The organism is uncultured Tenacibaculum sp., from assembly GCF_947494125.1.
Classification (GTDB): Bacteria; Bacteroidota; Bacteroidia; order Flavobacteriales; family Flavobacteriaceae; genus Polaribacter.
The window spans coordinates 49,967-76,114 of sequence record NZ_CANLTU010000005.1 but is presented as its reverse complement, the minus strand read 5'-3'; the positions used below and the strand labels follow the sequence as shown (position 1 = coordinate 76,114).

The window sequence follows — 26,148 nt, the reverse complement described above, 5'->3', positions numbered from 1 at the left end:
CGTAAAATTGAATTAAAAATTTATAAAGATAAATAACAATTATGAGTAAAATTATAGGTATTGATTTAGGAACTACCAACTCATGTGTTTCTGTAATGGAAGGAAATGAGCCAGTAGTAATTCCTAATGCTGAAGGAAAGAGAACTACACCATCTATTGTAGCTTTTGTTGAAGGTGGAGAGCGTAAAGTTGGAGACCCAGCTAAAAGACAGGCTGTTACTAACCCAACAAAAACAGTTTATTCTATTAAACGTTTTATGGGGAATAAATTTTCTGAATCATCTAAAGAAGCAGGAAGAGTTCCTTATAAAGTTGTAAAAGGAGATAATGATACACCTCGTGTAGATATTGATGGTCGTTTATATACACCTCAAGAAATTTCTGCAATGGTATTACAGAAAATGAAGAAAACTGCTGAAGACTATTTAGGTCAAGATGTAGCAGAAGCTGTAATTACAGTTCCAGCATATTTTAATGATGCACAAAGACAAGCTACGAAAGAAGCAGGTGAGATTGCAGGATTAAAAGTACGTCGTATTATAAACGAGCCAACTGCAGCAGCATTAGCATACGGATTAGATAAATCTCATGACGATAAGAAAATTGTAGTTTTCGATTTTGGTGGAGGTACGCATGATGTTTCTATCTTAGAATTAGGAGACGGAGTATTTGAAGTATTAGCTACTGATGGTGATACACACTTAGGAGGAGATGATGTTGATGAAAAATTAATCAACTGGTTAGCTGAAGAGTTTCAAGCTGAAGAAAATATGGACTTACGTAAAGATCCAATGGCTTTACAACGTTTAAAAGAAGCAGCTGAGAAAGCAAAGATTGAATTGTCTAGTACAACTTCAACAGAAATAAACTTACCATATATTACAGCTACAGCTTCAGGACCAAAGCACTTAGTTAGAACAATGACTAGAGCTAAATTTGAAGCATTAATTGATGATTTAGTAAAAAGAACTATTGAGCCTTGTGCTACAGCTTTAAAAAATGCAGATTTATCAATCGATGAAATCGATGAAATCGTATTAGTAGGTGGTTCTACTCGTATTCCTGCAATTCAAGAAGCAGTTGAAAAATTCTTTGGAAAATCACCAAGTAAAGGAGTAAATCCTGATGAAGTAGTTTCTTTAGGAGCTGCAATTCAAGGAGGAGTTTTAACTGGAGATGTAAAAGACGTATTATTATTAGATGTTACGCCTTTATCATTAGGAATTGAAACTATGGGGAACGTATTTACAAAGTTAATCGATGCAAATACAACAATTCCTACAAAGAAATCTCAAGTATTTTCTACAGCAGTAGACAATCAGCCATCAGTAGATATTCACGTTTTACAAGGTGAAAGAGCAATGGCAGCAGATAATAATACAATTGGTCGTTTCCAATTAACAGATATTCCACCAGCACAAAGAGGAGTTCCTCAAATTGAAGTAACTTTTGATATTGATGCAAACGGAATTATTAAAGTTTCTGCAGCTGATAAAGCAACAGGAAAATCTCAAGATATTCGTATCGAAGCTTCTTCTGGTTTATCTGATGAAGAAATAGAGAAAATGAAAGCTGAGGCAGAAGCAAATGCAGATGCAGATGCAAAGGCTAAAGAGACTGCTGAGAAAATTAATGGAGCTGATTCTATGATTTTCCAAACAGAAAAACAATTAAAAGAATTTGGAGATAAATTATCAGATGATAAGAAAGGTCCAATCGAAGCTGCTTTAGTAGAATTAAAAGCTGCTCATGAATCTAAAGACTTAGCACAAATTGACGCAGCTATGGAAAAGATTAATGAAGCTTGGAAAGTAGCGTCTGAGGAAATGTATGCAGCACAGCAACAAGCAGGTGGTGATGCAGGAGCTCAACAACAAGGTCAGCCAGAAGCAGATGCTCAAGGAGACAATGTTGAAGATGTTGACTTCGAAGAAGTGAAGTAAAGTTTAAATTACATACACATTATATAAAAGAGATTGTTCTATTAGGACAATCTCTTTTTTTTGAAAGATAGAAAAGGTGTTTTCGGAAAGAATATAATAGCATTCGGAAAGAATATAGATAATAACGGTTAAAAAAAATATTCATTCGCTGTTTGTTGTATACGCAATTATAATTCCTTTAAATGATATTGCTAGTTGGAAATTAAAACATTTTATTTTTTTCGTTTATAGTATAACTTAAAAATGTAGCTTTGGATTATTATGAATAAAATTACGCTATACTTATATTTTATCTTATTGTTTTCTAGTACTGTTATGCTTTCTCAGCATCCAGTTTTTGAGCATTTGACAGAAAAAGATGGGCTTCCTGATATTGAATTTTATGGAGCTTTAGAAGATAATGAAGGATTTATTTGGTTAGCGGCTGATAAAGGACTTTTTCGTTATGACGGAAAGGATTTTAAAAACTATACGCACCCAGAGAAAAGAGGTTTGTCAGTATTTGGATTAAAATTGGACTCTAAAGGAAGAATTTGGTGTAATAATATATCAGGACAATATTTTTTTATAGAAAATGACCAGTTAAATTTATTTACAGATATAGAAGAATATGCAAGAGGACAATTAGCAAGTTTCCTTTTTTATAAGAATAGTTTAATAGCTTCCAATTTAGGTTATATAGCTAAGATTGATGTAGAAACAAAAGAAAAGAAAATATTTAGAGATAGTATAGATGTAGTTACTTCTGTTTTTAAAAGTAATGATTCTTTGTTTTTTTTAAGTAAAGATTATTTTAAACATAGTATTACAGGAAATAAATTTATAAATAAGCTTCCTCTTGGGAATAATATCTCTATTGAGGGAGAAACAAATTATTTTACTCATAAAAATAAAGAGTTTGTGTATTCTTTTAATTATCAAGCTGATGGTGTAAATGTAGAAAGACCGTCAATTTTGATGAAACATGGTAATGCTTTTAAGAAAATAGTGTTACCAAACATTTTAAGAGGTAATACAATAATAAAAAGTTTTTATGATGCTGGCAATGAGTTTTGGTTTGGAACGAATAAAGGAGTAATAATTTGTGAATATAAAAAAGGTGAATTTCTTTATAAAAAAACAAATTTTAAAGGGAAGTATATTACTAGTTTTTTAAAAGATAGATATAATAATTACTGGTATACCACTCTCAGGAATGGTGTTTTTATAGTGCCAAATTCTTATCTGAATAAATATGAATTAGAGGAATATCGACAGAATATAAGCGCTATGGATAAGGTAGGTGAGAACACTATATTGTTTGGAGCTACTAATGGGAATATTGGTGTTATAGATATTAAACAAAGGAAGTTTAAGAATTTTGATTTAGAAGATAAAGAAAAAGTATTTGCGATTATAGGATTATCTGATGAATTAGCTTTAATAAGTTTTGGGACATATTGTTATATTTTTAATATAAAAACTGAAGTATGTAGAAAAATCTTTATAAATGGTAATGTAAAAGACTTTTCATTAATAGATAAAGATAAGGTAGTAATGGCAGCATATTCTTCGGCAGCTATTGTATCGGTAAATACTCAAGAAGAAATTAAAAGAATAGGATTTAAAAGATCGTATTCGACATATTATAGCAAAAAAAGTAAAAAAATTTATGTTGGATATGTGTATGGGGTAAATGAATATGATAGTAAATTTAAAAGTAAACCAATAACTTATAAAAATAGACCAATTTTTGCAGTCGATATTGATGAAACAAATAATGGTGTAGTTTGGTTTTCTACGTTTAAAGATGGTATAATTGGTTTGAAAGAAGACGGAACCATGATTAATTATAGAAAAAAGAACGGTTTGCTCTCTAATTTAACAAGTGTTATAAAAAGTGATGGAGACTTTTTATGGGTATCTACAAATAAAGGGGTACAGGTGTTAAATACAATAACAGGTAAGTTTAGAAATTTAACCAAAAGACATGGTTTAAATTCTTTTAATATTTCCGATATATCAATTTTTGATGAAACAGTATTTTTAAGCTCTAATAAAGGCGTTTTTCAGGTAGATAAAGAAAAGGTATTTACAAATAGCATACTTTTAGATTTTTATTTTACAAAAATTTTAGTTGAAGATAAATCAGTTTCCATAGAAAAAAGTTACAAACTAGAATCTAATACAAAAAAAATTGAATTTAATTTCCATACCAACGGATTTTTAGCTGAAGATAATATTGAATATAAATATCGATTATTAGGAGCCTCAAAAGAATGGAACTCTGTATCTAAAGGAATAAATCAGGTGACTTTTAATAATTTAGCAGCAGGAACTTATGCTTTTCAAATTAAAGCTGTACAAATAAACGGAAAGGAAGAGACGGCTATAAAAACTATAGAATTAAATATAAAACCACCTTTTTATAAAGAGTGGTGGTTTGTATTAAGTGTAATCACCTCCTTATTCGTTGTAATTTGGTTTAGATTCAATGCGAGGTTAAAAACATTAAAAAGAAATCAAGAAGAAACCTTAGATAAAGAGAGAATGCAAAAGCAATTAGTCTCATCAAAATTAGAGAGTTTGCAATCTCAAATGAATCCACATTTTACATTTAATGCCTTAAATTCAATTCAAAATTTAGTATTAAAAGGAGATAAGTATGAAGCGTATGATTATTTAACAAAGTTCTCTCTTTTAATAAGAGAAAATTTAAATATGAGTAAGAAAAGCTTTGTTCAATTTGATGAAGAATTACAATTGTTAAAGAAATATTTAGAGCTAGAAAAATTACGTTTTAGAGAAGAATTTTCTTATGAAATTATAGGTAGTGAAGATGTTGGAGATATAAAAATACCTACTATGATTATTCAGCCTTATATAGAGAATGCATTAAAACATGGACTGTTGCATAAGGAAGGAAATGATAAAAAGGTGGTTATAGAGTTTAAACAAGAAGATGTTTTAAAATGTATAATTACGGATAATGGTATAGGAATAGAAGCTTCTAAAAAAATAAAAATTCAAAATAAAGTAACTAGAGAATCTTTTTCAACGAAGGCGATAGAAGATAAGCTTATTTTCTTAAAAGAATATTATAAGGTAGATATAGGAGTGTGTTTTGAAAAGGTAGAAGAAGGTACAAGAGTTGTTATTAAACTTCCTTATACCATAGCTTTATAAAGTTATTGGGAAGTAAGTTTTATATGTTAGGAAGAAGTTTCTAGATAAAGAAAACTAAAAAAATAAATTTAACAAAACCTATAAAAAAACTAGGAGTTATTGATAAATGAGATCTGTAATAAATAAAATATTTGATATAGGTTTATTACCAACTAATGAAGTAAAAGAAAATAAAAAGATAAAACTTTTAAATATTTTTTGTTTCACATGGTCAATCTTGATAATTGTAATAACAGTTTTCGATATTATTTTTAACAGAGAATTAGAGGGGAGTTTAATAATGCATGGAATTTCTTATGCATTAATTACTACTATTTTTATTTTTCAATACAAACGGTTGTACATACTGGCTAGAGTTTTATTTATAAGCTCTATAATTGGGGTAACTTATGTTTTTGCAAATTATACTACACCTTTAAGTTTAATTGAAAATTTTTATTTTATATATCCATTAATAGGATTAATATTAATAGATAAAAAATGGATTAATATTAGTATTCTTATTGTATGCTTCCTTTTATATTTTGTACCCAATATATATTATGGACATTACCCTAATAATACAATTTTACCAGTATTGGTATTCTCAGTATTTGTAGCAGCATATGTAATTTTAAATTATTCAGATAATTTGAATAAGAAGCATGAAAAAGAATTGTTGTTAAGTAAAGAGAAGTTAGAGCAAGCTTATTTAGAATTAGAAGAACGAAAGAAAAGTGAATTAGCGAGCTTGCAATTAAAAGCGCTAAAAGCACAAATGAATCCACATTTTTTATTCAATACAATAAATTCAATACAAAGTTTAATTCTAACAGGAGAAAAAGAAGAAGCTTATAAATATTTAACAAAGTTTTCTTTATTAATGAGAGAAAGCATAAAAACAAGTGAAATGAGTTTTGTTGATTTTAGTATTGAGTTGTCAATGTTGGAAAAATATTTAGAACTTGAGAAATTACGCTTTAAAAAAGATTTTGAATATGAAATAAAAGGAGAGAAAAACATTGAAAGAATAAAAATACCATCAGCAGTAATACAACCATTCGTAGAAAACGCAATTCGTTATGGGTTGTTACATAAAACTAAAGGAGAAAAAAGAATAGTCATAGAGTTTTATCAAGAAGAGGTATTTGTCTGTTCAATAATTGATAATGGAATAGGGATTGAAGCTTCAAAACAAATAAATACATTAAATAGAAAATTAAGTTCAGAAGACTCTTCAATAAAAGCTATAGAGAATAGGTTGCAGCTATTAAAAGAGTTTTATAAAACAGACATAGGTGTGGTTTATGAAAAAGTAAAAGAAGGAACAAAAGTGGTGGTTAAAATACCTTATGTAAATTAAGATGACAAAGATACAAGCAGTAATAGTAGATGATGAATTAAATGCAAGAGAGAATTTAAAATATTTGTTAAATGCTTTTTGTAAAGAAGTAGAAGTGGTTTCTGAAGCTTCAAATGTAGATGAAGCAGTAATAGAGATAAAAAAAAATAAACCACAACTGGTGTTTTTAGATATAGAAATGCCAAGAAAAAATGGATTTCAATTATTAGAAGAATTTGAAAATATAAACTTCCAAATTATTTTTATAACAGCTTATGATGTGTATGCAATAAAAGCATTTGAAGTAGCAGCAATAGATTATTTACTAAAACCAATAGATATAGAAAGGTTAAAGGAATCTGTAAAAAAAGCAAAAAGTACAATTGGGAATTTAGGTTTTTCAAATACAAATTTAGAAGTATTAAAAAGTAATAAAAAGAAATTACAGAGAATAGCAATTCCATACAAAACAGATTATGCTATAATAAATATAGATGATATTTTATGTATTGAAGCTGATAGAATGTATTCAATTATATATACTAGTAATCAAAAAAAATATGTGGTAGCCAAAAAACTAAGTTATTATCAGAAATTATTATGTGTAGATAATGAATTTACTAGAGTTCATCGTTCGTGGATCGTAAACTTAGATCAAGTAGATATGTATTCAAAAAAAGAAAAAGAAGTAAAATTAAAAACAGATTTTAAAATACCAATTAGTAAAAGTTACAAAGAGCATTTTGAAGAACTTTTTTGTTCTTAGAAAAAATAACAAAAACCATCTATAAATTATAGATGGTTTTTCTTTTTGATAAAATAATGGTATAGAGTGTTTATAAGAAGAAAAACAGTTACAAATAGAGTCTGATAAAAAGAAAAGGTATGTTGTAAGGTATTCATAATTAGTTATGTGAAGGCTTTTTTGTTTTGTGAAAATTTCTTTTCGGAAAAGAAAATAGTTCATTCGGAAGTAATTTTAGACTATATCTTTAAAACTAAACTTTATTTGCCTCAAGATAATTTTTTAAAAAAAACAGGGGCTAAAAATGAAAAAATATACTTCAATACTATTAATGTTTCTGGCAGTTATATGTCAAGCACAAGAGAATCAAAATAAAATATTAGCAGCTTTTCAATCGGGTAAGTACACCGTTTTTAAGGTTGAAAAAGTATCGTATAAAAAATATAAAATGGTCAAGGTTAAAAAACAATGGCCAATAACATTTACAAAATCAGGGGAAGATGTTTCAAATGTTCTTGTAAAAAGAGCTGGGATCTTAGATGAGAATTTTAAGCCAGATGTACCAGGACATCCTGCATATTTTAATTTTTCAACATATCGTTTAACGTTTATCAATGGAATAGGAGTTTACTATAGTTGGAATGGAAAAGAGGAAGCAACTACAAAATATGTATTCTCTAAGAATGGCAGTTTGTCTAAAAAATATGAAGAACTGAATAAGATTGTAGAAAATTATTCAAAAGCAGTATTTAAAAATCAAACCAATGCAAGAGCAAATGTGCAAGAGCAAAAAGCAGTATTGGCAGAAGGCGAAAGGAAGAAAAATTCATTACAAGATAAACAAGTAAGTAGTGTAGAAATTAAGTTAGTCAATACACCAAAAAAAGTAGCACATTTTTCAGAAGCAATAAAGTATGGAGTGGTAGCAACTCTTAAAAATGGAAGTAAACTTTCAACAAAAAATTTAGGAGGTAAAATTCCATGGAGTGATTTTAAATTGACTCATAAAGGATGTAGTAATACTATAGATGAGGTTAGAGTAGATGAAGATGCAAAATCGTTAAAAAACGACAGAGTTACATTACAAATAGTATCTAAATACCATCCTCAATTAAAAGCAACAAAACATATAAATACAACAAATAATCTTTCTATACAGGTAAATCAACAAGGTTTTTGGGGGCATGAACGTCATAAGTATGTAACAGTTTTTCAAGGAAAGAATGGGCAACATGCTGGAAGAGGAGATAATTTAACTATAAAAGTAAAAACGGTAAATCATAAGCAAACTGGAGTTAAATTAAATAAAATAGACATTTATAATACCTCGAAAAAGAAGCATGTAGCAAGATATAAATTAACAACAAATACGAAGTTAATTGTAAACAATAAAGGAGGAAGAGGTATGAATGGAGATGAAGGACGTAAAAGTTCTCCAAATGGAGGAAACGGAGGAGATGGAGGAGCTGGAGGAAATATTTTATTAATAAAAGATCCATCAGTAACAAAATTAAACATAGAGCTTAACAACCAAGGAGGAGATGGTGGAAATGGAGGAGCGCCTAAATATTCAAGTGCAAGTAGAGGTAGAAATGGAGTAAGAGGAGATAATGGAAGAATAACAAAACAAGTAAAATCAATAAAATTAAATTTTTAACTAAACTAAAAATCAAATTAAAATGAGAAAACAAGTAATACTAACATGTGCATTAAGTGCGATAATGTTTTTAGGGGGAGCTACTGAAACAAATGCACAATTTAAAAGCTTAATAAAAAAAGTAACATCTAAAAAAAGTTCAAAAAGAGGATCAAAATCTTCAGGGTCATCATCTGGAACTTTTGGATATTTAAATAGTGTAAACGATGAACTTGGTATGAGTGGAGAGTACCATGGTTTAAAAGATAAGAAAGCTTTTGGTTTTAAATTTGTAAAAGAGGATCAAGGGAAAGTTGTAAACCAACTACAATATTGGGAGAAAAAGCAAGAAGACCCTCAGTTAAAAATGAACTTTAAAGAAAGTTATTTTAGAAAAAAACAAGTAAAAATGTTTTTTGTATGGATGTCATCTTCAGCAAAATCATATATAGAAGTTTTTGAAGTAGCACCAGGAGTTTTAGCACAAACGCAACAAACGGATAGAAGTATAAATAGTTATGAAGAATCAGTGCCATTAGATTCAAAAAGAACAGTAATAGAAGTAATGGCAAAAAATAAAGCTGATTTAGATACTTGGGATATTGAAACAGCACAAGCTAAAGTAGATATGATAATAAGTGATTTAAACTCGCTTAAAATGGCAAAGACGAAAAAGAAATTAATGCGTTTCGATTCGTATAAAAATTATCATGGAAAAGTAGCTTTTGCAAAAGGAACTAACTATTTAAGAAGTTCAAAATCAAATCAACCAGTAGAGAAAGTAGCTAATTTTATTACAAAACAAGAGTTAGGTTCAACAGTTGCATTTAAGCCTTATTTCGATCAGCCATTATCGGTTTCTCATCCAGGTTCATGGTTTAATATTACGTATGAAATGGCAGGTAAGAAAACTGGTAGAGAGGAGTTGAGAAAAACAAGTACAAAGTTTTCTAAAAACATTCCACAGTTAGATAAGTACAAAAACGATTTCTATTTCTTTTATCCAAAAGTAACTATAAACCGTTCAAATAATATTGCTGATTATGCTTTCTTAGAGTTATTAAGACAAACGCAAGACGATTTAAAAGAAGGACAAACTTATGATTTAAAAGTTACCGTTTGGGCTTTTAAAGATGGTCAAAACATAGATCCAGTAGCAACAGGAACTATACAATTAGAATATACAGCAAATACTGAAAAACTATTATTGGATCCAGTTAAGGGGTGGATTACAGTTTTAGAGGATTATTTAGATGAATAAAATCCTATTTTTTGATTATTCTAAACCGAATTGTTTTTTACAATTCGGTTTTCTTAATTCTTAATTAAAAAAATATTTTATAAACTTGATTAAGTTTGTTTGTTTTTAAAAGTCATTGATAGTACATCAATGGCTTTTGTTATTTTTGAATTATGAAAATATATCAAAAAGAAATTCAATTACCTGAGTTTAAAAGAGGCTATCATATTATTACAAATATTTTAGTAGAAGCTGTACCTGAATTACAAACTATAGCCATAGGTCAATTTCAAGCATTTATAAAACATACTTCTGCAAGTTTAACGATAAACGAAAATGCAGACCCTACGGTAAGAGAAGATTTTGAATCGCATATTAATAAAATGATTCCTGAAAATATGCCCTATTATAAACATGATTATGAAGGAGCTGATGATATGCCAGCGCATATTAAAAGTTCTATGTTAGGATGCCAGGTTCAAATACCTATTACAAAAGGAAAATTAAATTTAGGTACTTGGCAGGGAATTTATTTAGGAGAACACCGTAATTATGGAGGTAACAGGAAAATTGTTATTACTGTTTTTGGAGCAGAGTAGTTTAGTAATATTATAAAAAAACAAAACCTGTTTATATAGTTATAAACAGGTTTTGTTTTAAGGTTAATCTCCACCACATGAAGAACAGCTAGAGCAACTTGAACAGGAGCTAGAGTCTGAGTCTGAGTCAAAATCAAACCAGCTTGAATCCGAATCGCTTCCCCAAGAATCCGAATCAAACCAACTAGTAGATTCTTCAGCTTCTGGTTCGTTAATATTTAGTGGGTCTTCATCAAAAACAGTTGAGTCGATTGCGTCAGTATTGCTTTCACCATCAAAAATATCATTTGAAGTTTCTACTTCTTTTGAATAGCCTAAATCTTCACCTGCTTCATTTTCATAATAAGAATCTTTAATAATTATTGTATCATGATTGTGCATTGCATCTGACCAAATGAGACTGTAAAATAAATAATCGTCAAATCCATGATAGCCTCCATAAATGCCACCTCTATTAGTGGTGTATCTAATATCTTTTTTGGTGGTTACTTTTTGTTTTGGAAGTATGTGTTTGTTTTTAATATACGTTTGGATATCGTCTGTAGCTATTTGCTTTTTTAACGATAGTTTTATTTTGTTTAAAAAATAATCGAACCAAGTGTTTTTATCCTTTTTAAATTTATCAAAACTTTCTTGAGTGTTTATAGTCTTGTTTATTTTTCCATTAATATCCCCAGAATTAAATCCCTTAAATAAACCTGATATTTTTATAACGACAGGATAAACACCTACTTGATGGTCTCTGTTTATTTCAACTTCAATTAAATATTTAAAATCGTTGTCTTCATGTTCTAAAACAAGTTTTAATTGTTTAAAATGAACAGACATGGCTTCATTTACTTCAATTTCATATTTGTCTAGAGCGTATTTTAAATCGTCTTCTTTACCGTCTTTATCGTGATAAAAATCAATATCATCATGTGAAATTTTAATAATATTGTTAATTTTTAAACTTCTAAAAGTTGCATTTAATTGTTGCAGTATAGCAACTGCAGTAAAAGTTTCACGTTCTTCTTTATCAGAAATAGCACCTAAGGTTAGGTGATGAAAAAACTTTTTAAAGGCTTTGGTTGGTTTTACTTTTTTTATCTCAGTTAATTGAGACGGGTCAATGGTAATAATACCTTCTAAATACATAAGTTAATTTTTTTTAATTATGACAAGCACCGCAATTGCTAGCTTCCCATTCTTCTATAGCATAAGAACCCCAGATAGTCTCTGGAGGTTTGTTATAATGTTTTATATATAATTCTATTGTTTTTTGGTAAATGGTGTGATCTTCATTTTCACTAGGGGTGTGATGAATAAATCTAGAGTAGTGAGTTAAACAAAACTCATGATAATATCGAGTAAATAAGATAAATTCATGCCAAGCCAAATCGACTAATAAAGAGGGACTTAATTTTTCATTTGTAATATGAATAAGGTTAAGAAACTTTACTAGTTCTAATAATAAGTCATCATTATCAATTTGATTTTTAAGACTAATCTCGTTTACTTTTTTCTTTAATAACGGAATATTAGATAGTATATCGTTTAATTGATGTTCCATAAACTAATTTAAAAACTGTTTGTTTTCTCCATTTGCGATATATACTAAGATGTCATCTTCTAGAAGTTTAAAACTATTTTCAGGGTTTTTAATAAGTTCACCATTTCTACTAAGAGCAACTAAAGTAATTCCGTATTGCTCTTTTAGTTTTACAAAAGTGTCAAAATAATTGGTGTTTATATACACATGTTTACTCGTTAATTTTGTTTCGCAAATATCTAAATTACTCCTGTCATTAGAAGTCGATATTAAATCCTCAGTAAGCAAAGCGACGTTAGGTTCAAAAATATAACTAGCAATAAACTTAGAAACAATTTCTTTTTTAGGAATAATAAACTGTACTCCTAAATAGTTAAAAGATGATTTTAATTCTATGTTTTCTATAGCAACTACACATTTAACACTTTCATAGCGCTTTTTTAAACTTATAGTATAAACTAAAGTATCAGTATCATTTTCAAAGCTAACATATACTCTTCTTGAGTCTTTAATATTTACCTTTTCTAAAGATTTGTAGTCATTAAGATCTGCTAATAATACAAAACAGTTTTTGTCAGAATATATTTGTTTAATAGTCTTTAAATCTGATTCTTGATTTACTACAATGGCTAAGTTTTCATTAGCTTTAATAATTTGTTCGGCTACTTGTCTAGAAAAAGCATTCCATCCAATAATTATACAGTGGTTATTCATGTCTGTTCCAAAGTATCCCATTTCTCTTTTTTTTAAGTATTCTGATATTTTTAAGCTTAATTCTGTTACAATGAATCCTAACATACCTAGGCTTCCTAGTACAAATAAGATTCCGATAAGTCTTCCCCAAAATGTAATAGGGTAGAAGTCTCCATAACCAACAGTTGTTAAGGTTACTAAGGAGTACCAATAAGCATCTGCAAGGTTATGAATGTTTGTGTTTTCGAAGTTCGATTCAAAGTAATACAAACCATATACTAATAAATTATAGATGGCAGCAATTACAGTGAAAAGTATTAGTTTCTGCTTGGTATTCATGCGTTCATCAAGATTTTAAACGTATTTAATTTTTCTTGATTACAGCTGCTTAATTCGATATAGGTTTTTTTACTTTCAGGAAAAGTATGTATTGCTAAATGACTTTCTCCTAGTAACCAAAAACAAGTATAGCCTTGTTGCTCAAAATAATGTTCGTTAAATGCTAAAATGGTAAACTCACTTTTTTGTAGTAATTTTTCAAATTTAGCCTTCAAAAGTTCAGGGTTAATTTCTAAAACCCATTCCTGAAGGTTATATATGTTAGCTTGTATATGTTTGTAATTAGTTTTCATTTTCTCTTAGTATAAATCCCAATTCCCTTTTAAATAATATTGATACAATACTGGGTTTTGAATTTTATTAACTTCTATTTTTTTTGTGTCAATGTTAAAGAAATCTTTTTTTCCAAAAGAAGTAAGTAGTGACATAGCGTCATTATTAATCCATTTAGTTGAAATAGATGTGAATTGAAGGCTTTGTAATTGCTTTTTTAATTTTTCTTTTGAAATATCTTTATTCTTTGTACCTATAATCCAGCCCCATTCTCCCATAGATATTATTTGATTATGCATTGGAACTGTAGTAAATCCTGCTGATTGCATTGTTAAGTCAATACATTGAAATGCTTTTGTAGCAAAGTAAGGGCTTCCAGATTGCGTTATAAGTAATCCATTAGGTCTTAATTTTCGTTTACATAAAGTGTAAAATTCATGAGAATACAATCTACCTAATTCAACACTTCTAGGATCTGGCAAGTCAATAATAATAACATCATAAAAAGACTTGGTATCTTGTTCTAAATGAACATAAGCATCTTTATTATAAATTGTTAGTTTGTCACTATTCATAGAACCCTCATTAATATCAATAAGTATTGGGTTGTTTTTACCCAAATCTGTCATGTTTGGATCTAAATCTACCATGTCAATTTTATCAACAGAAGGATATTTTAATAGTTCTCTTACAGCACAACCATCACCACCTCCAAGTATTAATACTTTTTGAGGATTAGGATGCGTTTGCATAATAGGATGCACCAAAGGCTCATGATACATTTCTTCATCAATAGAACAAAATTGTAAGTTTCCGTTTAAGTATAACCAATGCTCATCTTTCCATTCAGTTAGAACAATTTTTTGATATTTACTTTGATTAGCATAAACAACCTTGTCTTTGTATTTTTTTTGTTCACCCCAAGTAACAATAGCATCGGTAAAACTCATTCCCATAATAAGTGTTATTAAAACAATGCTTATCATTCCTAGCATAGGTTTAAACTGTTCTTTTAACAGTTTGCCTTTAAAGCGATAAAAGACTATACATGCTACAAAAAAATTAATAAAACCTAAAATAAATGGAGTATAGGTAAGCCCTAATATTGGTAAGCCAATAAAAGCAAAAAATACACCTCCAAGTAAACTTCCATAATAGTCTTTTTCAAGAATTGACGAAATATTGGTTTTTAAATCTTCGTATTCTTTATTGATTCGAACTACTAGGGGGATTTCTAAACCAATAAGTAAACCAACAAGCATACTTAAAAGATAGATAACCAAATCGTAATAAGATGAAACGGCTGCTAAGGTGTAAACTAATACTGAAGAGAATGCAACTATTAGTGATAATGCTAGCTCTAGTATTAAAAAATTTCTAATTAAATTTTTGGTAAAATACTGACTAAGTCTACTTCCTAGCCCCATGCAAAACAGCATTAAGGAAACAATCATCGTCCATTGAAAAACAGAGTTTCCAATGAAGTAGGTTGCTAGTGTAGATAAAACATACTCAGCAACAATTCCTGCAAATCCAGTAGCAAAAATTGCCGATTTTAGTATAAATGAATTACTTTTTAAATACTCCATGTAATTAATATAGCCGAACCTACGTAAGCAAATGCTTCTAATAAGCCAGCTCCAATATTTGGTTTTTCTTGATTGATTATTTCATCTGTTAATTTTCTACTAGGCAATAAAACTTTATCGGTTAAGAAACGCATTATTGGCAGTAAAATAATTCCTAAAACAGTTTGTAAACTAACATCAATTAATGTTGTTGTCCAATCTATAAATGGATCTATTAATGCATTCATAATAACTATACCTATAGCTAAAATAGCTCCACCAAAACTAATACCTACAGCTACATTGTCTTTTTCAATATAGTCGTGTACGTCAAAACGAATCCATAAAGTGAAGATTTTTGAAGTAATGATTAGCATAATGTTTCCTATAAACCAGTAGCTAATAAAAGTTAGAATTCCTTCTTGAAAACTGTCAGATTCTCCAATAAGAGCTCCGTGTAATATTAAGGCGTTTGCAATATAAATACATGCTTCTATAACTCCGGTTCCTTCATTTTTATCTTCTATGATTTCTTTTTTAATATCAAATTTTGGTAAGATTAATTTGTTACTAATTAGAATTGAAACATGTAATAAAACAATACCAATTATACTGTAAGTCCCTATATGAAATAGGTCAGTATAAAAATCGATACTTTCTCCAATAATAGCCCCTCCGAGGATAATAACTAATCCTACAAAATATCCTGTATAAGAAAGGATAAAAGCAAAGTTGTCTTTTTCTACAAGCTCATGAGTTATGTTAATTTTCTTATTTACCAAGCTATAAATTACTTTACCTAAGTAAAAAATAATAAAAGCAGAGAGTACATAACCTAAAGAATGTGCTAGGCTATTGATATCTATATATTCGGTTAGATTTTCCATTTGTTTTTTAATCTTTTTAAGTTAGTTGTTATTTACCAAATCCTCCACTTCTTGAACGAGAAGATGAACTACTATATCTTGAACTGCTTCTACTTCTTTTACTATAGCTTTTACTAGAAGTGTAACCTCTAGATCGCATATTAGAAGCACTTCTACTAACTTTTGAGTTTACTTTACTTTTAAAGGTTTGTGGCTTTTTAGACCATGAACTATTCTTGTTTCCTGTAGAATTTGTACCATACTTGCTAGAACTGCCATAGTACGATTTTTTATTACGGTAATTTCTATTATAATCACGGTAATCATTCCTTGGGTAACCATATCCATAGCCATATCTCGATCCGAAAAACAAATCTGAAAACAAACGATAACGACCATAAAATGCCCAAAAAGAATTTCCATTACTATGTGTTCTCCATTCACCATATTTAAGATTTCCTACATAATTATTTACACCAGCAGGAGCAGAGTTTTTATCTAGCATTCCATTTTTCTTACTTAAAATGGTCATTCCTAAATCGCTTTGGTGTTCTTCAAAAGTTATAGGAGAAACTTCTTTCCAATCAGTATTAATAATTTTTATATCAGTTGGAGTACTTAAGGTGTCTTTTAAAGCTTCTAATGATAGTAAAGGTTGCTTTTCTTCAATTAGAATACGGTATTTATGAAAGTATTTGTCGGTATCCTCTTTGTAATCCATATCTGCTAATATGACACTGTAATCACTTTTGTCAATGTATTTAGTGATTATATTATCTATAGGAGATTTTACAAATTTGGGTTTTCTTTCTGTGCCGCATGAGCTTATTAAAAAGCAAATAGTTAGTAGAAAAAAATAGTTGATTAGTCGCATGATTTATTCGTTGTATGATGGTAAAATATTACTAATTTCAAATGATTTAAGTATTTTTCCAATACTTGCTTCAAAGTCGTTTTCTCCCCATTGTTCTAAGGTTAAACATTTTTCTTCGTCTTCATCTAAATAATCGAAAGATACCAATTCTTCCCAATTTTCAGATTCAACATTTCTGTAGTACCCTGGAGATTCTTCATCTAGATAATAAGTAGTATTATCGTAGGTAATTTGTTTAGGTGGTTTACCGTTGTTTTCTATGTATTCAGTAACTGTGGTACCTAGTTTTCTATATTTTAATTCTTCAGAAAGTGTTATAATAAGCTCATCGTCTTCTTCAATATGAAGGAATCGATTTTTACCTTTAGAAGTTATTGTAAATTCTCTTGTGAAAAAGTTGTTACCCCAGTCGTATTCAGACATTTTAGTAACTGTCCAAGTTTCTAAGTCGTAATCTAATAAATAACCTTTTTCAAGATCAGTTACTTTAATATTAATAGGGTCGTAATGTTTTTCTTCTTTGTCTTTATTGCTTTTAAAAAGGTCAAAAAATCCCATAGTATTTGTTTGTTATTTAAGAATTGTATATAAGTATGTGGTGAAGCATAATATTATTAAGATATTGGAAATAATGGTTCCTTTTAAAAAAGAAGGTTTATTTTTTAAATAGTGATATAAATCTATAGATAACAAGACAATTCCAGATAAAAATGTTAAAAACATAATTATATGATGAATTCCCGGAGCATGAATGTAAGGATGGCCAAAAACCTTATAAGCAACTCCTGATAAGGAGAATCCTATTCCGTAGAAAGTAATTGTATGTAGAAATCCTTTTTTCATTTATTTATCCAATCCTTTTTGTAGCACTTCTTTAATACCTTCTAAATTTTCTGTAAAAGCCATCATTTGGTTTAGTACTTGAGCCATTTCATTTTTACTACCTAAGCCTTTTAACTTGTTGTTTTTTAGGAAGATAGTTTTTATGTTTTTCCAACGCTCTTGTTCATCAGTAGTTAATGCTGAAATTAGTTCTTTATATTTTAATAAATTAGCTTCTGCTGATGAGGTTAGTGTTTGCGACTCGCTTTCGTAATGAGAAAGTAAAATGCTATTTAGTTCTTCATCATTCATAATCGGAACAATTTTAGCAACTAATTTATTCATATCTCTATAAGAACCTTGTAACTTAAAAGAAGGTTCTGTTCTATATGAATCGTCCATTGCGGCCGATTTTATATAGTTTTTATTTACTTTTAATATGGTATCTCTAACAGTAATTACTTTTTCTAAAACAGAAATATAATCTTGAACTTCTTGTTTTGTATGATTTCCTTTTAAGGTAGTTTCTTGCGTATTATTTTCAACACGATCAATCAAAGTATAAATGTCTTCAAAATATTTACTGCTTAGTTGATGTAAAACTGTATTAGAGGTTAGTGAGTTTTCTATTAAACTTAACTTAAATAAATGTTCAGTGTCACCAATAATATCTCCTAAATTGTATATGTCTGCTCTATTTGCAAGCATGTCTGGAATTTGAAAACGATCACCACTTTCAGTATATGGATTACCAGCCATAATTACACAGAATTTTTTCCCACGTAAATCATAAGTTTTTGGTTTCCCTTTATAAACTCCTTCAATTTTTCTAGTTCCGTCAGATAAAGAGATGAATTTTTGTAAAAACTCTGGATTACAGTGTTGAATATCATCTAAGTAGAGCATAACATTGTCTCCCATTTCTAAAGCTAAATTCAATTTTTTTAATTCTTCTCTAGAGGCAGAATTATTAGCTGAAGATGGATCGACAGAAGTAACTTCGTGTCCTATTGCGGGACCGTTAATTTTCATAAAAATTAAACCTAACCTGTTTGAGATATACTCCATTAAAGTAGTTTTACCATACCCAGGAGGAGAGATAAGTAATAACATACCCATTCTATCGGTTCTTTTATTTTCTCCAACAGTACCTAATTGTTTTGCTAAATTGTCACCTATTATAGGAAAGTAAACTTGATCGATTAGTTTATTTCTTACAAAAGAAGAAAGCACTTTAGGTTTAAATTCTTCAAGTTTTAATTCATCTTTTAGTTCTTCTGTAACTAAATGTTTAGCCTCTTTATAAGCATTGAAATTAGGAACATCAGTATTTGTAAAAGTTTCTAAGTTATTTATAAACTGATGGTAATTAAAGTTGAAATTACCATTAGTAATTGTGGTGTGTTCTCCATTTAAATTTGCTATAACAGTATTTGGAGATGTGCTTTTTTCTAATGGAATAGATTCGTGTTCAAAAAGTAAAGTACAAACAACTTCATTTGTGTAATCATTATCTAACTCTTCTTTATTTTCTGATGAAATAAAAGAACTTACCCATTGTTTTATAAGGTGTATTTTATCTTGAAAATTAGTTAGTTGTTCGTGTCCTGATTTAAATTTAATATCAGCTTTTTCTTCTTTTAGTTTTTTTAGAAACGCTGTTTTTGTTTTCAGTGCTTCATTACTAATTTGAAATTGATTATTGTGTTTAAACTCGTTAAATAAATAAGCTGCGATCTGATTACTTAGTTCTGTTTCGAATAAATCAGTTTCTTTTGAAAACAACATTATTTGAGCAGTTAAGTCTTCTATAATAAACCCGTACTCTTTACTGTTAGGAAAGTAATTTAATACTTCTCCAGATGTTTTTATAGCGGTATTATATTTAGTTTGTTCTTCTTCAGTTAAACTATACCAAAAATATTGAGCAAATGCACGAACATTAGCATTGTAAGTTAAAAGACCTAGATTTTGATGTTTATGTATTAAAACATGTAATATTTTACTAGCGTCTATATCGTGTACTCCTTTTACATAACCCTCTGCATATAAATTACTGCTTTCTTCTTGAATTATTTTTAAAAGTTGAGATTCTGAAGCGCTCGCAAGTTTTTGTAGTGGTAAATTTTTAAATATTTTATAGGCTAAATAACTTGATCTGTATACTTTTTTATTTTCTGAAACTAATTCTTGATTCCAATATTTTGTAGATGTTAAAAGCGTTTCGTTTATAACCTCTTCGTAAAATTCGGTGCCAGTTAAATGATAAAAAAGCTTACTGTCTTTATAAACAATTGTTAGGTCTAAAACTTGTTTGTTAACTCCAAATTTGTGTTTTCCAAATCGAATAATATTTTCACCATCTTCATAAAGCTCTTGCTTGTCTTTTAGCTTTCTAAGAGCGTCTTCTTTAGCAACCTTTAAGGAAGTTTCGATATTTTCAGCTTTACCTATATCTTCTAATTCTTTTAACTGATTAATAATATCTCTAACTTTATTAATCATTAAATCAGCAGCGAAATAACCATTAATATCTTCAATAGTTTTAAAGCTTTGCGCTTTTTTATTTACGCCTTTTAATATACGTTCAGAAGCTGTTTTTAGTGCAACTGTTTTTTTATTTCGCTTTTCAACTAGGTTGTTTTTTCTAGCTTCAAATGCACTATAGATCTCTTCTCTTTTTTCAATTATTTGAGAAATGAATTCTTCAAAGTCGGCAAATTTACCTTCTAACTCTTCTAATTGAATTGCTGTTTTAGTTACATACTCATCGCATTTTTCAGGAGTATTTGCAATGTCTATATAATTAATGATACTTTGATCAATTAATTTTAGTTGCGCAATAAAATCAGCTTTAGCTTCATTACTACCTAATGATTTAATCGCATTTTTTAACCCAGCTTTTAATTGATTTAATGTAGAGAAAATCAATGAAATGTTGTCTATTATTTTAGTAGACTGTGAAGTGTCTTCAATTTCTAAATTAGAAACAATTTCAATTAATAATTCTAAATCTGCTGTAATTTGATTAACTTCTTTTTCTAAGTTTTTTGCTTCTATTACTTTTGAAACCTTTGTAAGCTCTTGTTGTTTTTCAGAAACACGTTTATGATAAGGTTGTAAAGCTCTGTCATCTAATAAAAATGAAACACAACGTTTTGAAATTAATGCATTTTGCTCAGTAATTTCCGTTTCTATTTCTTCTATAGTTTCTTTATGAATGTATCGAACATCATATAAACTTATAGTTTCTCCTCGTAAGGTTCTTAGCAGTGTTAGTAGTTGTACAAAATCATCAATAGATTTGAAAGAAGTACTTTTTATTTTACCGAATAATATTCCAGATTTTTCTTTAATAGTATTCGTTTCTTTTTCAGCTTGCTTTTTTAATTGGACTACTTTTTCAAATTCATCAATTGCTGCATTAGCTGCTTCATTTATTTCCTTAAGTGGAAGGTTTAAGTGATGTGTTTCGTTTTCTGGTAACCAATAATAGGTATCGTTTATATCGTTTGATAGCTTTGATATGTCATCATATAAGCCATCGTAATTGTCTTCTTTATTAAGTAATGTAATTAGCTCATGACACTCAGCCATTGCTTTTACAATGTCTTTATTTCCAATTTTGTATAATAAAGTATCTTGGTGCTGCGAGGGAAGCGTTTCTCCTTGTAAATATGGTGTTTGCCATATTTGTACTACATGATGTTTAGTCTGTTCGTTTTCTGTACGGAAATAACATAATTCTCCGTTTTCTAATACCGTAAAACCATTACATATTATTGGTGTTTTAACTTCTTGCTCAATAATGTTGTATGACATTATAATGTATAAGCCTCTTATAGTAGCATAGAAAATATATAAGAAATCTTCACCATTGGGTGAACTTATCTTTTGTTGAAACTTAACGTTTTTAGCATCATTTTCAAATAATTTATATTCACCAGTTTGTAAATAGTATCCATTGGGAAATATGATACCTTGATCATCTGGTAATAGTACAGCAGTGTCTTTTATGCTGCTTATTTTTTTTACCTCTTGTAGTTTGTGATTATAAACAAAATAACGAGATTCTTCCTGGAATGGTTTTACTTCTAGGGCAATAAGGTTTCCTAAATCACCAAAGCGAAATTGACCATCATCTAATGTTTGATCGGTGTGGGTTACTGGTTCAGATAAGATTCCTCTACCATCGTCAGTATTATTTTCTATTTTTATAGTTAAATCACCATCAATAGTCTCAACAAAAATTTTATCTAAAATAGAAATATGAGAATAAGTTCCATATCGATGCATATCTCTTGTTACATCTTGCCACTTAAATTCGTGCTGTATAGGAAACTTATATTCGTGCTCACTTCTGTTGTCTATATAGTCTAAAGTAGTGTCGTTAATTAACCATTTAAACGTTTTAATATCTGTATTACTTTCGCTTAATTGAAATACCATATGAAGGTAATTACCAATAACAGCAAACTTAGAGAAAATGGTATTTCTGTAATATTTGTAAAGATTCGTGAAATCAGTTAAGAAAACAACATTCTTTAAAAGATCTAAAGATAGTGGCTGAAAGTGATTATCTTTAAATTCATATATACTGAAAACATCGGATAATTTAATTTCGGTACGAAGACCAAAGTGTACATTATAACCAAATATTGCAATATTACCTAAGGAAACAATATCTCGTGCTATACAGTTGTTTTCTGTATTGATGCGATCATTAGCAATTAGTTTTGTTTCTACAGTTCCAAAAACGTGTTTTCTAGCATCGTTTAATTTATGAAGTCTTTCTTGTAGATCTGTTTTTTGTTTCAGTAATCTATTTTGAATTATTTCATAAGTACCGCCATCTAGTTGTTGGTTTGTATTTTGGTTTTCCATGCGTTTTAATAAGTCAGAATTAATTGAAACTTGAAACAACTATTTTATTGAAATACGAAATAAATTGTTTCAGGAATGAGAAGAGAATAGAAATAAAGAGCCTATAATATTAAATTATAGACTCTTTTATTTTGTGGGTTATCCTAGTTTTTTATCAGATAAACCAAGTCCTTTAGCTAGGTTAAATAAATTGCCAAATAATGTCTTCTCGTCAGAATCATCAGATTTAGCTCTTAAATCCATTAATAAATTAGCAATGGTTAAGTTCTTAATGTCTTCAGATGAAATTCCATATTTAGTAGCAAATCCTTTAACTTTTTCTAATAAATTCCCTTTAACGTCATCACTTCCTAAAATAGCGTCTTTTACATCTTGAATGTTGTCACTATGTTTAACTAATCTGTCAATTCCTTTAGATTTTGTTATTTGTCCAATAATTTGATCGAAGAACATTGTTTCTCCACCAACAATATCAATATTAGCAGCTCTTAAGGCATCTCCAATTACTTGAGCTTGTGCATCTGCAATATCTTTTTGAATTGTGATTTCTGCTAAGTCAACTTGTAATTCTTTATCTAAACGTAATTTGAACTCTTCGTGTTCTTTTCCAACTCCGTCTAGTTTTTTCATTGCTTCAGCTTTTTCTTCAATACCAGCTGCATCTGCTAGAGCTTTTTCTTTAATTACTTCTGCTTCAGCTAAACCTTCTTCTTTAATTGCTGATGCTTTCGCTTCAATACCTGCTGCTTCGGCTTTTGCTTTTTTCTCTATAATTAAAGCTTCTACAACTCCTTGGCGTTCATGTGCATCCGCTTTTGCATGCATTACTTGTGCTTCAGACATTCCAATAGTAGCTTCTTCTTTAGCTGTAGCTTCTGCTAATGTTTTACGAGCATCTGCTTCTTTAATACTTGCTTCTTTCTGAGCTTGCGCTTCAATATTAATTTCTTCTGCTTTTTGTTTTGCAGCTTCTTTTTGTGCTTCGGCAGCTTTAATTGTTTTAATTAAAGATTCTTCCGCTTCTCCTTCAGCAACTGTAATTTTTACTTGTTTATCACGATCAGCAGTTTTAAAAGCTTGAATGTCTTTCATACTCTCTTGTTCTTCTACAACGCCTTTCTCTAGCATTACGCGATCGCGAATTACATCTTGAATATTTTTCTTTTCAACTTCAACTACTTTTTCTTTCTCTATTTGAGCAAGTGTAACAATTCTTTCACGTTCTGTTGCTTCTAACATTCGGTCTTTTTCAACACGTTCTGTTTCTACGACATCAGTACGTTGTTTGTTCTTGGCAGCAACAATAATTTGACGCTGCATGTTTTCCTCAGCAACTTGTACTTTTTCTTCTGTAATTATACGAGCTGATTCTGATTTTAAACGTTCTTCTTCTGCAACTTTTAAAATTTCAGCCTCTTCACGAGATTTTATATTAGCAATTTCTCTTTTTTGCTGTTCTTCTTTTTCTGCTAATTGTTTGTCTAATTCTAGAATAGCTTCACGTGCTTCAACGTCTTGTTTGCGAATTACTTTTTGCTCATCACGCATAATTAAGTTAGACTTAATGTTTTGCGCAGCAGTTAATTCAGTAATTTTTTTAATCCCTTCAGCATCTAAAATATTATCAGCTTTTAAGAAAGAAACAGGAGTTTGTTCTAGATAATCAATAGCACAATCATCTAAGGCATATCCATTTAAATCGGTGCCAATAATATCCATGATAGCTTCTCTAAACTCTCGACGAGCTTCATATAATTCTATAAATTGAAATTGCTTACCTACAGTTTTTAAAGCTTCTGAAAATTTAGCTTCAAATAAATTATCTAAAGTTTCTTTTGCTGATGCTCTTTCACATCCAATAGTTTGTGCTACATTAATAATGTCTGCAACAGATTTGTTAACTCTTACAAAGAAAGCCACTTTGATATCGGCTCTCATATTGTCTTTACATATTAATCCATCACCTCCAATACGTTCAACTTCAAGTTTTTTAACAGATATGTCCATAATTTCTTGTTTATGAAGTACAGGTATTACCATACCAGCGTTAAAGAAAACTTTGGTTCCTCCAAACCCTGTTCTAACTAGTACTTTTCCTTGAACTATTTTTTTATACATGGATATAATCCAAAATAATAATCCAAGTGAAACAATAGCTATAAAGGCTATGATTACTATTGAAGAATTTTCTAACATAAGTTTAGTTTTTTAATTGATTGTTTCTAGTTTTTTAATAATATAATATTTGAGATCTTTTGATTCGTCAATAACAACTGCATTTTCTCCAGTTTTTATAGCTTCACCTGAATTAGATTTCACATAAATCTTTATGGGGTCTCCTTTTACTATAATTTCAAGTTGACCAATTTTATCACCACTTACTGTAGCTGTAATTTTACCTTCTCTACCTAAAAAATCGATAACTTTTTCTCCTTTGTGGTTAATCATTCTGTAAATTCTCACAAGAGGTTTTGTTAAGAATTTAGCAACAAAAAGACTCAAGAAAAATATTGGGATTAGTAAAATGAATCCAATTATAGTTGGAAAGTTTAAATAATGGTTTAGGTTTATAGATGTAAACCACATAACAACAATAATTATTGAAATTAAGAACATGAAAGGAAGTTCATCAAATCCGAAATATTTTAAGAATTTTATGAAAAAACCTTCAGAACCTTCTGTAGCAGTGTTGTCTGGTATGTCTACATCTATTTTGCTATCAATATCAGCATCAATATCTACATCTGAATCTACGTCAAAATCTACATCAAAAAAATCTAAATCTATTCCTGTAAGTATTGTTAAAACCCAATACAAAGAAAGAATGATTAGTAAGATACTTAATGTCGCATTAACAGGTGAAAACGCATTGTTTAATAGCTCTTCCATTTAATTTTTTTTACATTTATTTAGTTTTAAGAATTGTTAGTGTCGTCACTCTTATCCATTCCTAATTGTTTTTTAAGTTTTTCTAAATCGCTCATAGCGCTAGCTTCTGTCGTATCAACAATAGCATCTAGTTCATCATCAATACTTTTAGATTCGTTAGCAATATCTCCATAAGCTTCTGCTAAAGCTTCCTCTTGCTGTACCTTTTCTTTCATGCGTTCTAACATAGAAACGGTACTTGAGCTGTCTATCTCTGCCATTTGCTTGTTGAGGTTTTTGGTAGCATTGCTTACTTTAACTCTAGCTTTTAAAGTTTTAAGCTCATTGTCCCACTTGCTAATGTTAGATTTTATTTCAGAAACATTCTTTTCTAATTGAGCTACAGATTTGTTAAATCGTTCAGCTTCTTCAGTAGCTCTAGTAATGTGATTAGTAGCTTCTTCTTTTTTAATTAAAGCTTCTTTAGCTAAACGATCAGCTTCGTTGATGTCTAAATCACCATTTTGAGCTTTTTTCAAAATAAGCATGGCTTTGTTTTGATAATCTTCTGCTTTAGAACTGTATTGCTCTTTGTCGTTGTTAGCTCTAATAGCCATTGCTTTTACTTGAGCCAATGCTTCAAGACTTTTGTCTAAGTCTTGTTTCATGTCTCTTATTCCTTGTTCCGTCAATTTAATAGGATCTTCCATTTTATCAATAGCAGAATGAGCTTCAGCTTTTCCTATGTTAAATAATCTTCTAAAAATGTTCATAATGATAT

Annotated in this window: 20 protein-coding genes; 7 read left to right on the top strand and 13 right to left on the bottom strand. The window is 29.3% G+C overall.

The features are described 5' to 3' along the window. Positions 1–41: 41 nt before the first annotated feature. From dnaK to Q0881_RS10060, 7 genes are all read left to right on the top strand, one after another. A complete protein-coding gene (gene dnaK, locus Q0881_RS10090; RefSeq protein WP_299159696.1) occupies positions 42–1,943 on the top strand; it encodes a molecular chaperone DnaK in 1,902 nt (633 codons plus the stop codon). Between the two features lie 261 nt (positions 1,944–2,204). Then, a complete protein-coding gene (locus Q0881_RS10085; protein WP_299159693.1) occupies positions 2,205–5,108 on the top strand; it encodes a histidine kinase in 2,904 nt (967 codons plus the stop codon). A 106-nt stretch (positions 5,109–5,214) separates the two neighbouring features. Then, positions 5,215–6,450 carry a histidine kinase gene (locus Q0881_RS10080; RefSeq protein WP_299159690.1) on the top strand — a complete coding sequence of 412 codons (1,236 nt, stop codon included), beginning with the start codon at positions 5,215–5,217 and terminating at the stop codon, positions 6,448–6,450. 1 nt (position 6,451) lies between these two features. Next, entirely contained in the window at positions 6,452–7,195 is a 744-nt protein-coding gene (locus Q0881_RS10075; RefSeq protein WP_299159687.1) for a LytTR family DNA-binding domain-containing protein, read from the top strand. 283 nt (positions 7,196–7,478) lie between these two features. Next, complete coding sequence (locus tag Q0881_RS10070) at positions 7,479–8,831, top strand: hypothetical protein (protein ID WP_299159685.1); 1,353 nt, start codon at positions 7,479–7,481, stop codon at positions 8,829–8,831. A gap of 22 nt (positions 8,832–8,853) precedes the next feature. After that, complete coding sequence (locus tag Q0881_RS10065; protein WP_299159681.1) at positions 8,854–10,071, top strand: hypothetical protein; 1,218 nt, start codon at positions 8,854–8,856, stop codon at positions 10,069–10,071. A 152-nt stretch (positions 10,072–10,223) separates the two neighbouring features. Continuing rightward, positions 10,224–10,649 carry a secondary thiamine-phosphate synthase enzyme YjbQ gene (locus Q0881_RS10060; protein WP_299159678.1) on the top strand — a complete coding sequence of 142 codons (426 nt, stop codon included), beginning with the start codon at positions 10,224–10,226 and terminating at the stop codon, positions 10,647–10,649. A gap of 63 nt (positions 10,650–10,712) precedes the next feature. Here Q0881_RS10060 and Q0881_RS10055 read toward each other — a convergent pair whose 3' ends face one another. The 13 genes from Q0881_RS10055 to Q0881_RS09995 form a co-directional block, all read right to left on the bottom strand. Then, positions 10,713–11,786, bottom strand: a complete 1,074-nt coding sequence (locus Q0881_RS10055; RefSeq protein WP_299159675.1) for a hypothetical protein — start codon at positions 11,784–11,786, stop codon at positions 10,713–10,715. A gap of 13 nt (positions 11,787–11,799) precedes the next feature. Further along, complete coding sequence (locus Q0881_RS10050) at positions 11,800–12,201, bottom strand: hypothetical protein (protein ID WP_299159673.1); 402 nt, start codon at positions 12,199–12,201, stop codon at positions 11,800–11,802. A gap of 3 nt (positions 12,202–12,204) precedes the next feature. Continuing rightward, positions 12,205–13,212, bottom strand: coding sequence for an ion channel (locus Q0881_RS10045; protein WP_299159670.1), 1,008 nt, complete (start codon positions 13,210–13,212; stop codon positions 12,205–12,207). Further along, positions 13,209–13,505, bottom strand: coding sequence for an S-adenosylmethionine decarboxylase (locus Q0881_RS10040; RefSeq protein WP_299159667.1), 297 nt, complete (start codon positions 13,503–13,505; stop codon positions 13,209–13,211). Before Q0881_RS10040 ends, Q0881_RS10045 begins: the two co-directional genes overlap by 4 nt. 6 nt (positions 13,506–13,511) lie before the next feature. Next, the gene (locus Q0881_RS10035; protein ID WP_299159664.1) at positions 13,512–15,074 is read right to left on the bottom strand and encodes a polyamine aminopropyltransferase; all 1,563 of its coding nucleotides are present in this window, start codon (positions 15,072–15,074) and stop codon (positions 13,512–13,514) included. Continuing rightward, the gene (locus tag Q0881_RS10030) at positions 15,062–15,940 is read right to left on the bottom strand and encodes a DUF350 domain-containing protein (protein WP_299159662.1); all 879 of its coding nucleotides are present in this window, start codon (positions 15,938–15,940) and stop codon (positions 15,062–15,064) included. Before Q0881_RS10030 ends, Q0881_RS10035 begins: the two co-directional genes overlap by 13 nt. 28 nt (positions 15,941–15,968) lie before the next feature. After that, positions 15,969–16,640: a hypothetical protein gene (locus Q0881_RS10025; RefSeq protein ID WP_366139563.1), complete on the bottom strand. Its 672-nt coding sequence runs from the start codon at positions 16,638–16,640 to the stop codon at positions 15,969–15,971. Between the two features lie 156 nt (positions 16,641–16,796). Next, a complete protein-coding gene (locus Q0881_RS10020) occupies positions 16,797–17,351 on the bottom strand; it encodes a DUF4178 domain-containing protein (RefSeq protein WP_299159656.1) in 555 nt (184 codons plus the stop codon). Positions 17,352–17,363: 12 nt separating this feature from the next. Next, on the bottom strand, positions 17,364–17,636 hold the full coding sequence (locus Q0881_RS10015) for a hypothetical protein (protein WP_299159653.1): 273 nt from the start codon (positions 17,634–17,636) through the stop codon (positions 17,364–17,366). Next, a complete protein-coding gene (locus tag Q0881_RS10010; protein ID WP_299159650.1) occupies positions 17,637–22,499 on the bottom strand; it encodes a DNA repair ATPase in 4,863 nt (1,620 codons plus the stop codon). Between the two features lie 138 nt (positions 22,500–22,637). Further along, positions 22,638–24,695 (bottom strand): flotillin family protein, encoded by a 2,058-nt coding sequence (locus Q0881_RS10005; RefSeq protein WP_299159647.1) that lies wholly within the window; start codon positions 24,693–24,695, stop codon positions 22,638–22,640. Positions 24,696–24,707: 12 nt separating this feature from the next. Next, positions 24,708–25,388, bottom strand: a complete 681-nt coding sequence (locus Q0881_RS10000) for an OB-fold-containig protein (RefSeq protein ID WP_299159645.1) — start codon at positions 25,386–25,388, stop codon at positions 24,708–24,710. A 26-nt stretch (positions 25,389–25,414) separates the two neighbouring features. After that, positions 25,415–26,140, bottom strand: coding sequence for a PspA/IM30 family protein (locus tag Q0881_RS09995; protein WP_299159643.1), 726 nt, complete (start codon positions 26,138–26,140; stop codon positions 25,415–25,417). Between the last annotated feature and the right edge of the window lie 8 nt (positions 26,141–26,148).

Excerpts from the sequence above, each read along its gene's own strand:
- dnaK (WP_299159696.1), top strand. The coding sequence starts at position 42 with ATGAGTAAAATTATAGGTATTGATTTAGGAACTACCAACTCATGTGTT.
- Q0881_RS10085 (WP_299159693.1), top strand. The coding sequence starts at position 2,205 with ATGAATAAAATTACGCTATACTTATATTTTATCTTATTGTTTTCTAGT.
- Q0881_RS10080 (WP_299159690.1), top strand. The coding sequence starts at position 5,215 with ATGAGATCTGTAATAAATAAAATATTTGATATAGGTTTATTACCAACT.
- Q0881_RS10075 (WP_299159687.1), top strand. The coding sequence starts at position 6,452 with ATGACAAAGATACAAGCAGTAATAGTAGATGATGAATTAAATGCAAGA.
- Q0881_RS10070 (WP_299159685.1), top strand. The coding sequence starts at position 7,479 with ATGAAAAAATATACTTCAATACTATTAATGTTTCTGGCAGTTATATGT.
- Q0881_RS10065 (WP_299159681.1), top strand. The coding sequence starts at position 8,854 with ATGAGAAAACAAGTAATACTAACATGTGCATTAAGTGCGATAATGTTT.
- Q0881_RS10060 (WP_299159678.1), top strand. The coding sequence starts at position 10,224 with ATGAAAATATATCAAAAAGAAATTCAATTACCTGAGTTTAAAAGAGGC.
- Q0881_RS10055 (WP_299159675.1), bottom strand. The coding sequence starts at position 11,786 with ATGTATTTAGAAGGTATTATTACCATTGACCCGTCTCAATTAACTGAG.
- Q0881_RS10050 (WP_299159673.1), bottom strand. The coding sequence starts at position 12,201 with ATGGAACATCAATTAAACGATATACTATCTAATATTCCGTTATTAAAG.
- Q0881_RS10045 (WP_299159670.1), bottom strand. The coding sequence starts at position 13,212 with ATGAATACCAAGCAGAAACTAATACTTTTCACTGTAATTGCTGCCATC.
- Q0881_RS10040 (WP_299159667.1), bottom strand. The coding sequence starts at position 13,505 with ATGAAAACTAATTACAAACATATACAAGCTAACATATATAACCTTCAG.
- Q0881_RS10035 (WP_299159664.1), bottom strand. The coding sequence starts at position 15,074 with ATGGAGTATTTAAAAAGTAATTCATTTATACTAAAATCGGCAATTTTT.
- Q0881_RS10030 (WP_299159662.1), bottom strand. The coding sequence starts at position 15,940 with ATGGAAAATCTAACCGAATATATAGATATCAATAGCCTAGCACATTCT.
- Q0881_RS10025 (WP_366139563.1), bottom strand. The coding sequence starts at position 16,640 with ATGGATTACAAAGAGGATACCGACAAATACTTTCATAAATACCGTATT.
- Q0881_RS10020 (WP_299159656.1), bottom strand. The coding sequence starts at position 17,351 with ATGGGATTTTTTGACCTTTTTAAAAGCAATAAAGACAAAGAAGAAAAA.
- Q0881_RS10015 (WP_299159653.1), bottom strand. The coding sequence starts at position 17,636 with ATGAAAAAAGGATTTCTACATACAATTACTTTCTACGGAATAGGATTC.
- Q0881_RS10010 (WP_299159650.1), bottom strand. The coding sequence starts at position 22,499 with ATGGAAAACCAAAATACAAACCAACAACTAGATGGCGGTACTTATGAA.
- Q0881_RS10005 (WP_299159647.1), bottom strand. The coding sequence starts at position 24,695 with ATGTTAGAAAATTCTTCAATAGTAATCATAGCCTTTATAGCTATTGTT.
- Q0881_RS10000 (WP_299159645.1), bottom strand. The coding sequence starts at position 25,388 with ATGGAAGAGCTATTAAACAATGCGTTTTCACCTGTTAATGCGACATTA.
- Q0881_RS09995 (WP_299159643.1), bottom strand. The coding sequence starts at position 26,140 with ATGAACATTTTTAGAAGATTATTTAACATAGGAAAAGCTGAAGCTCAT.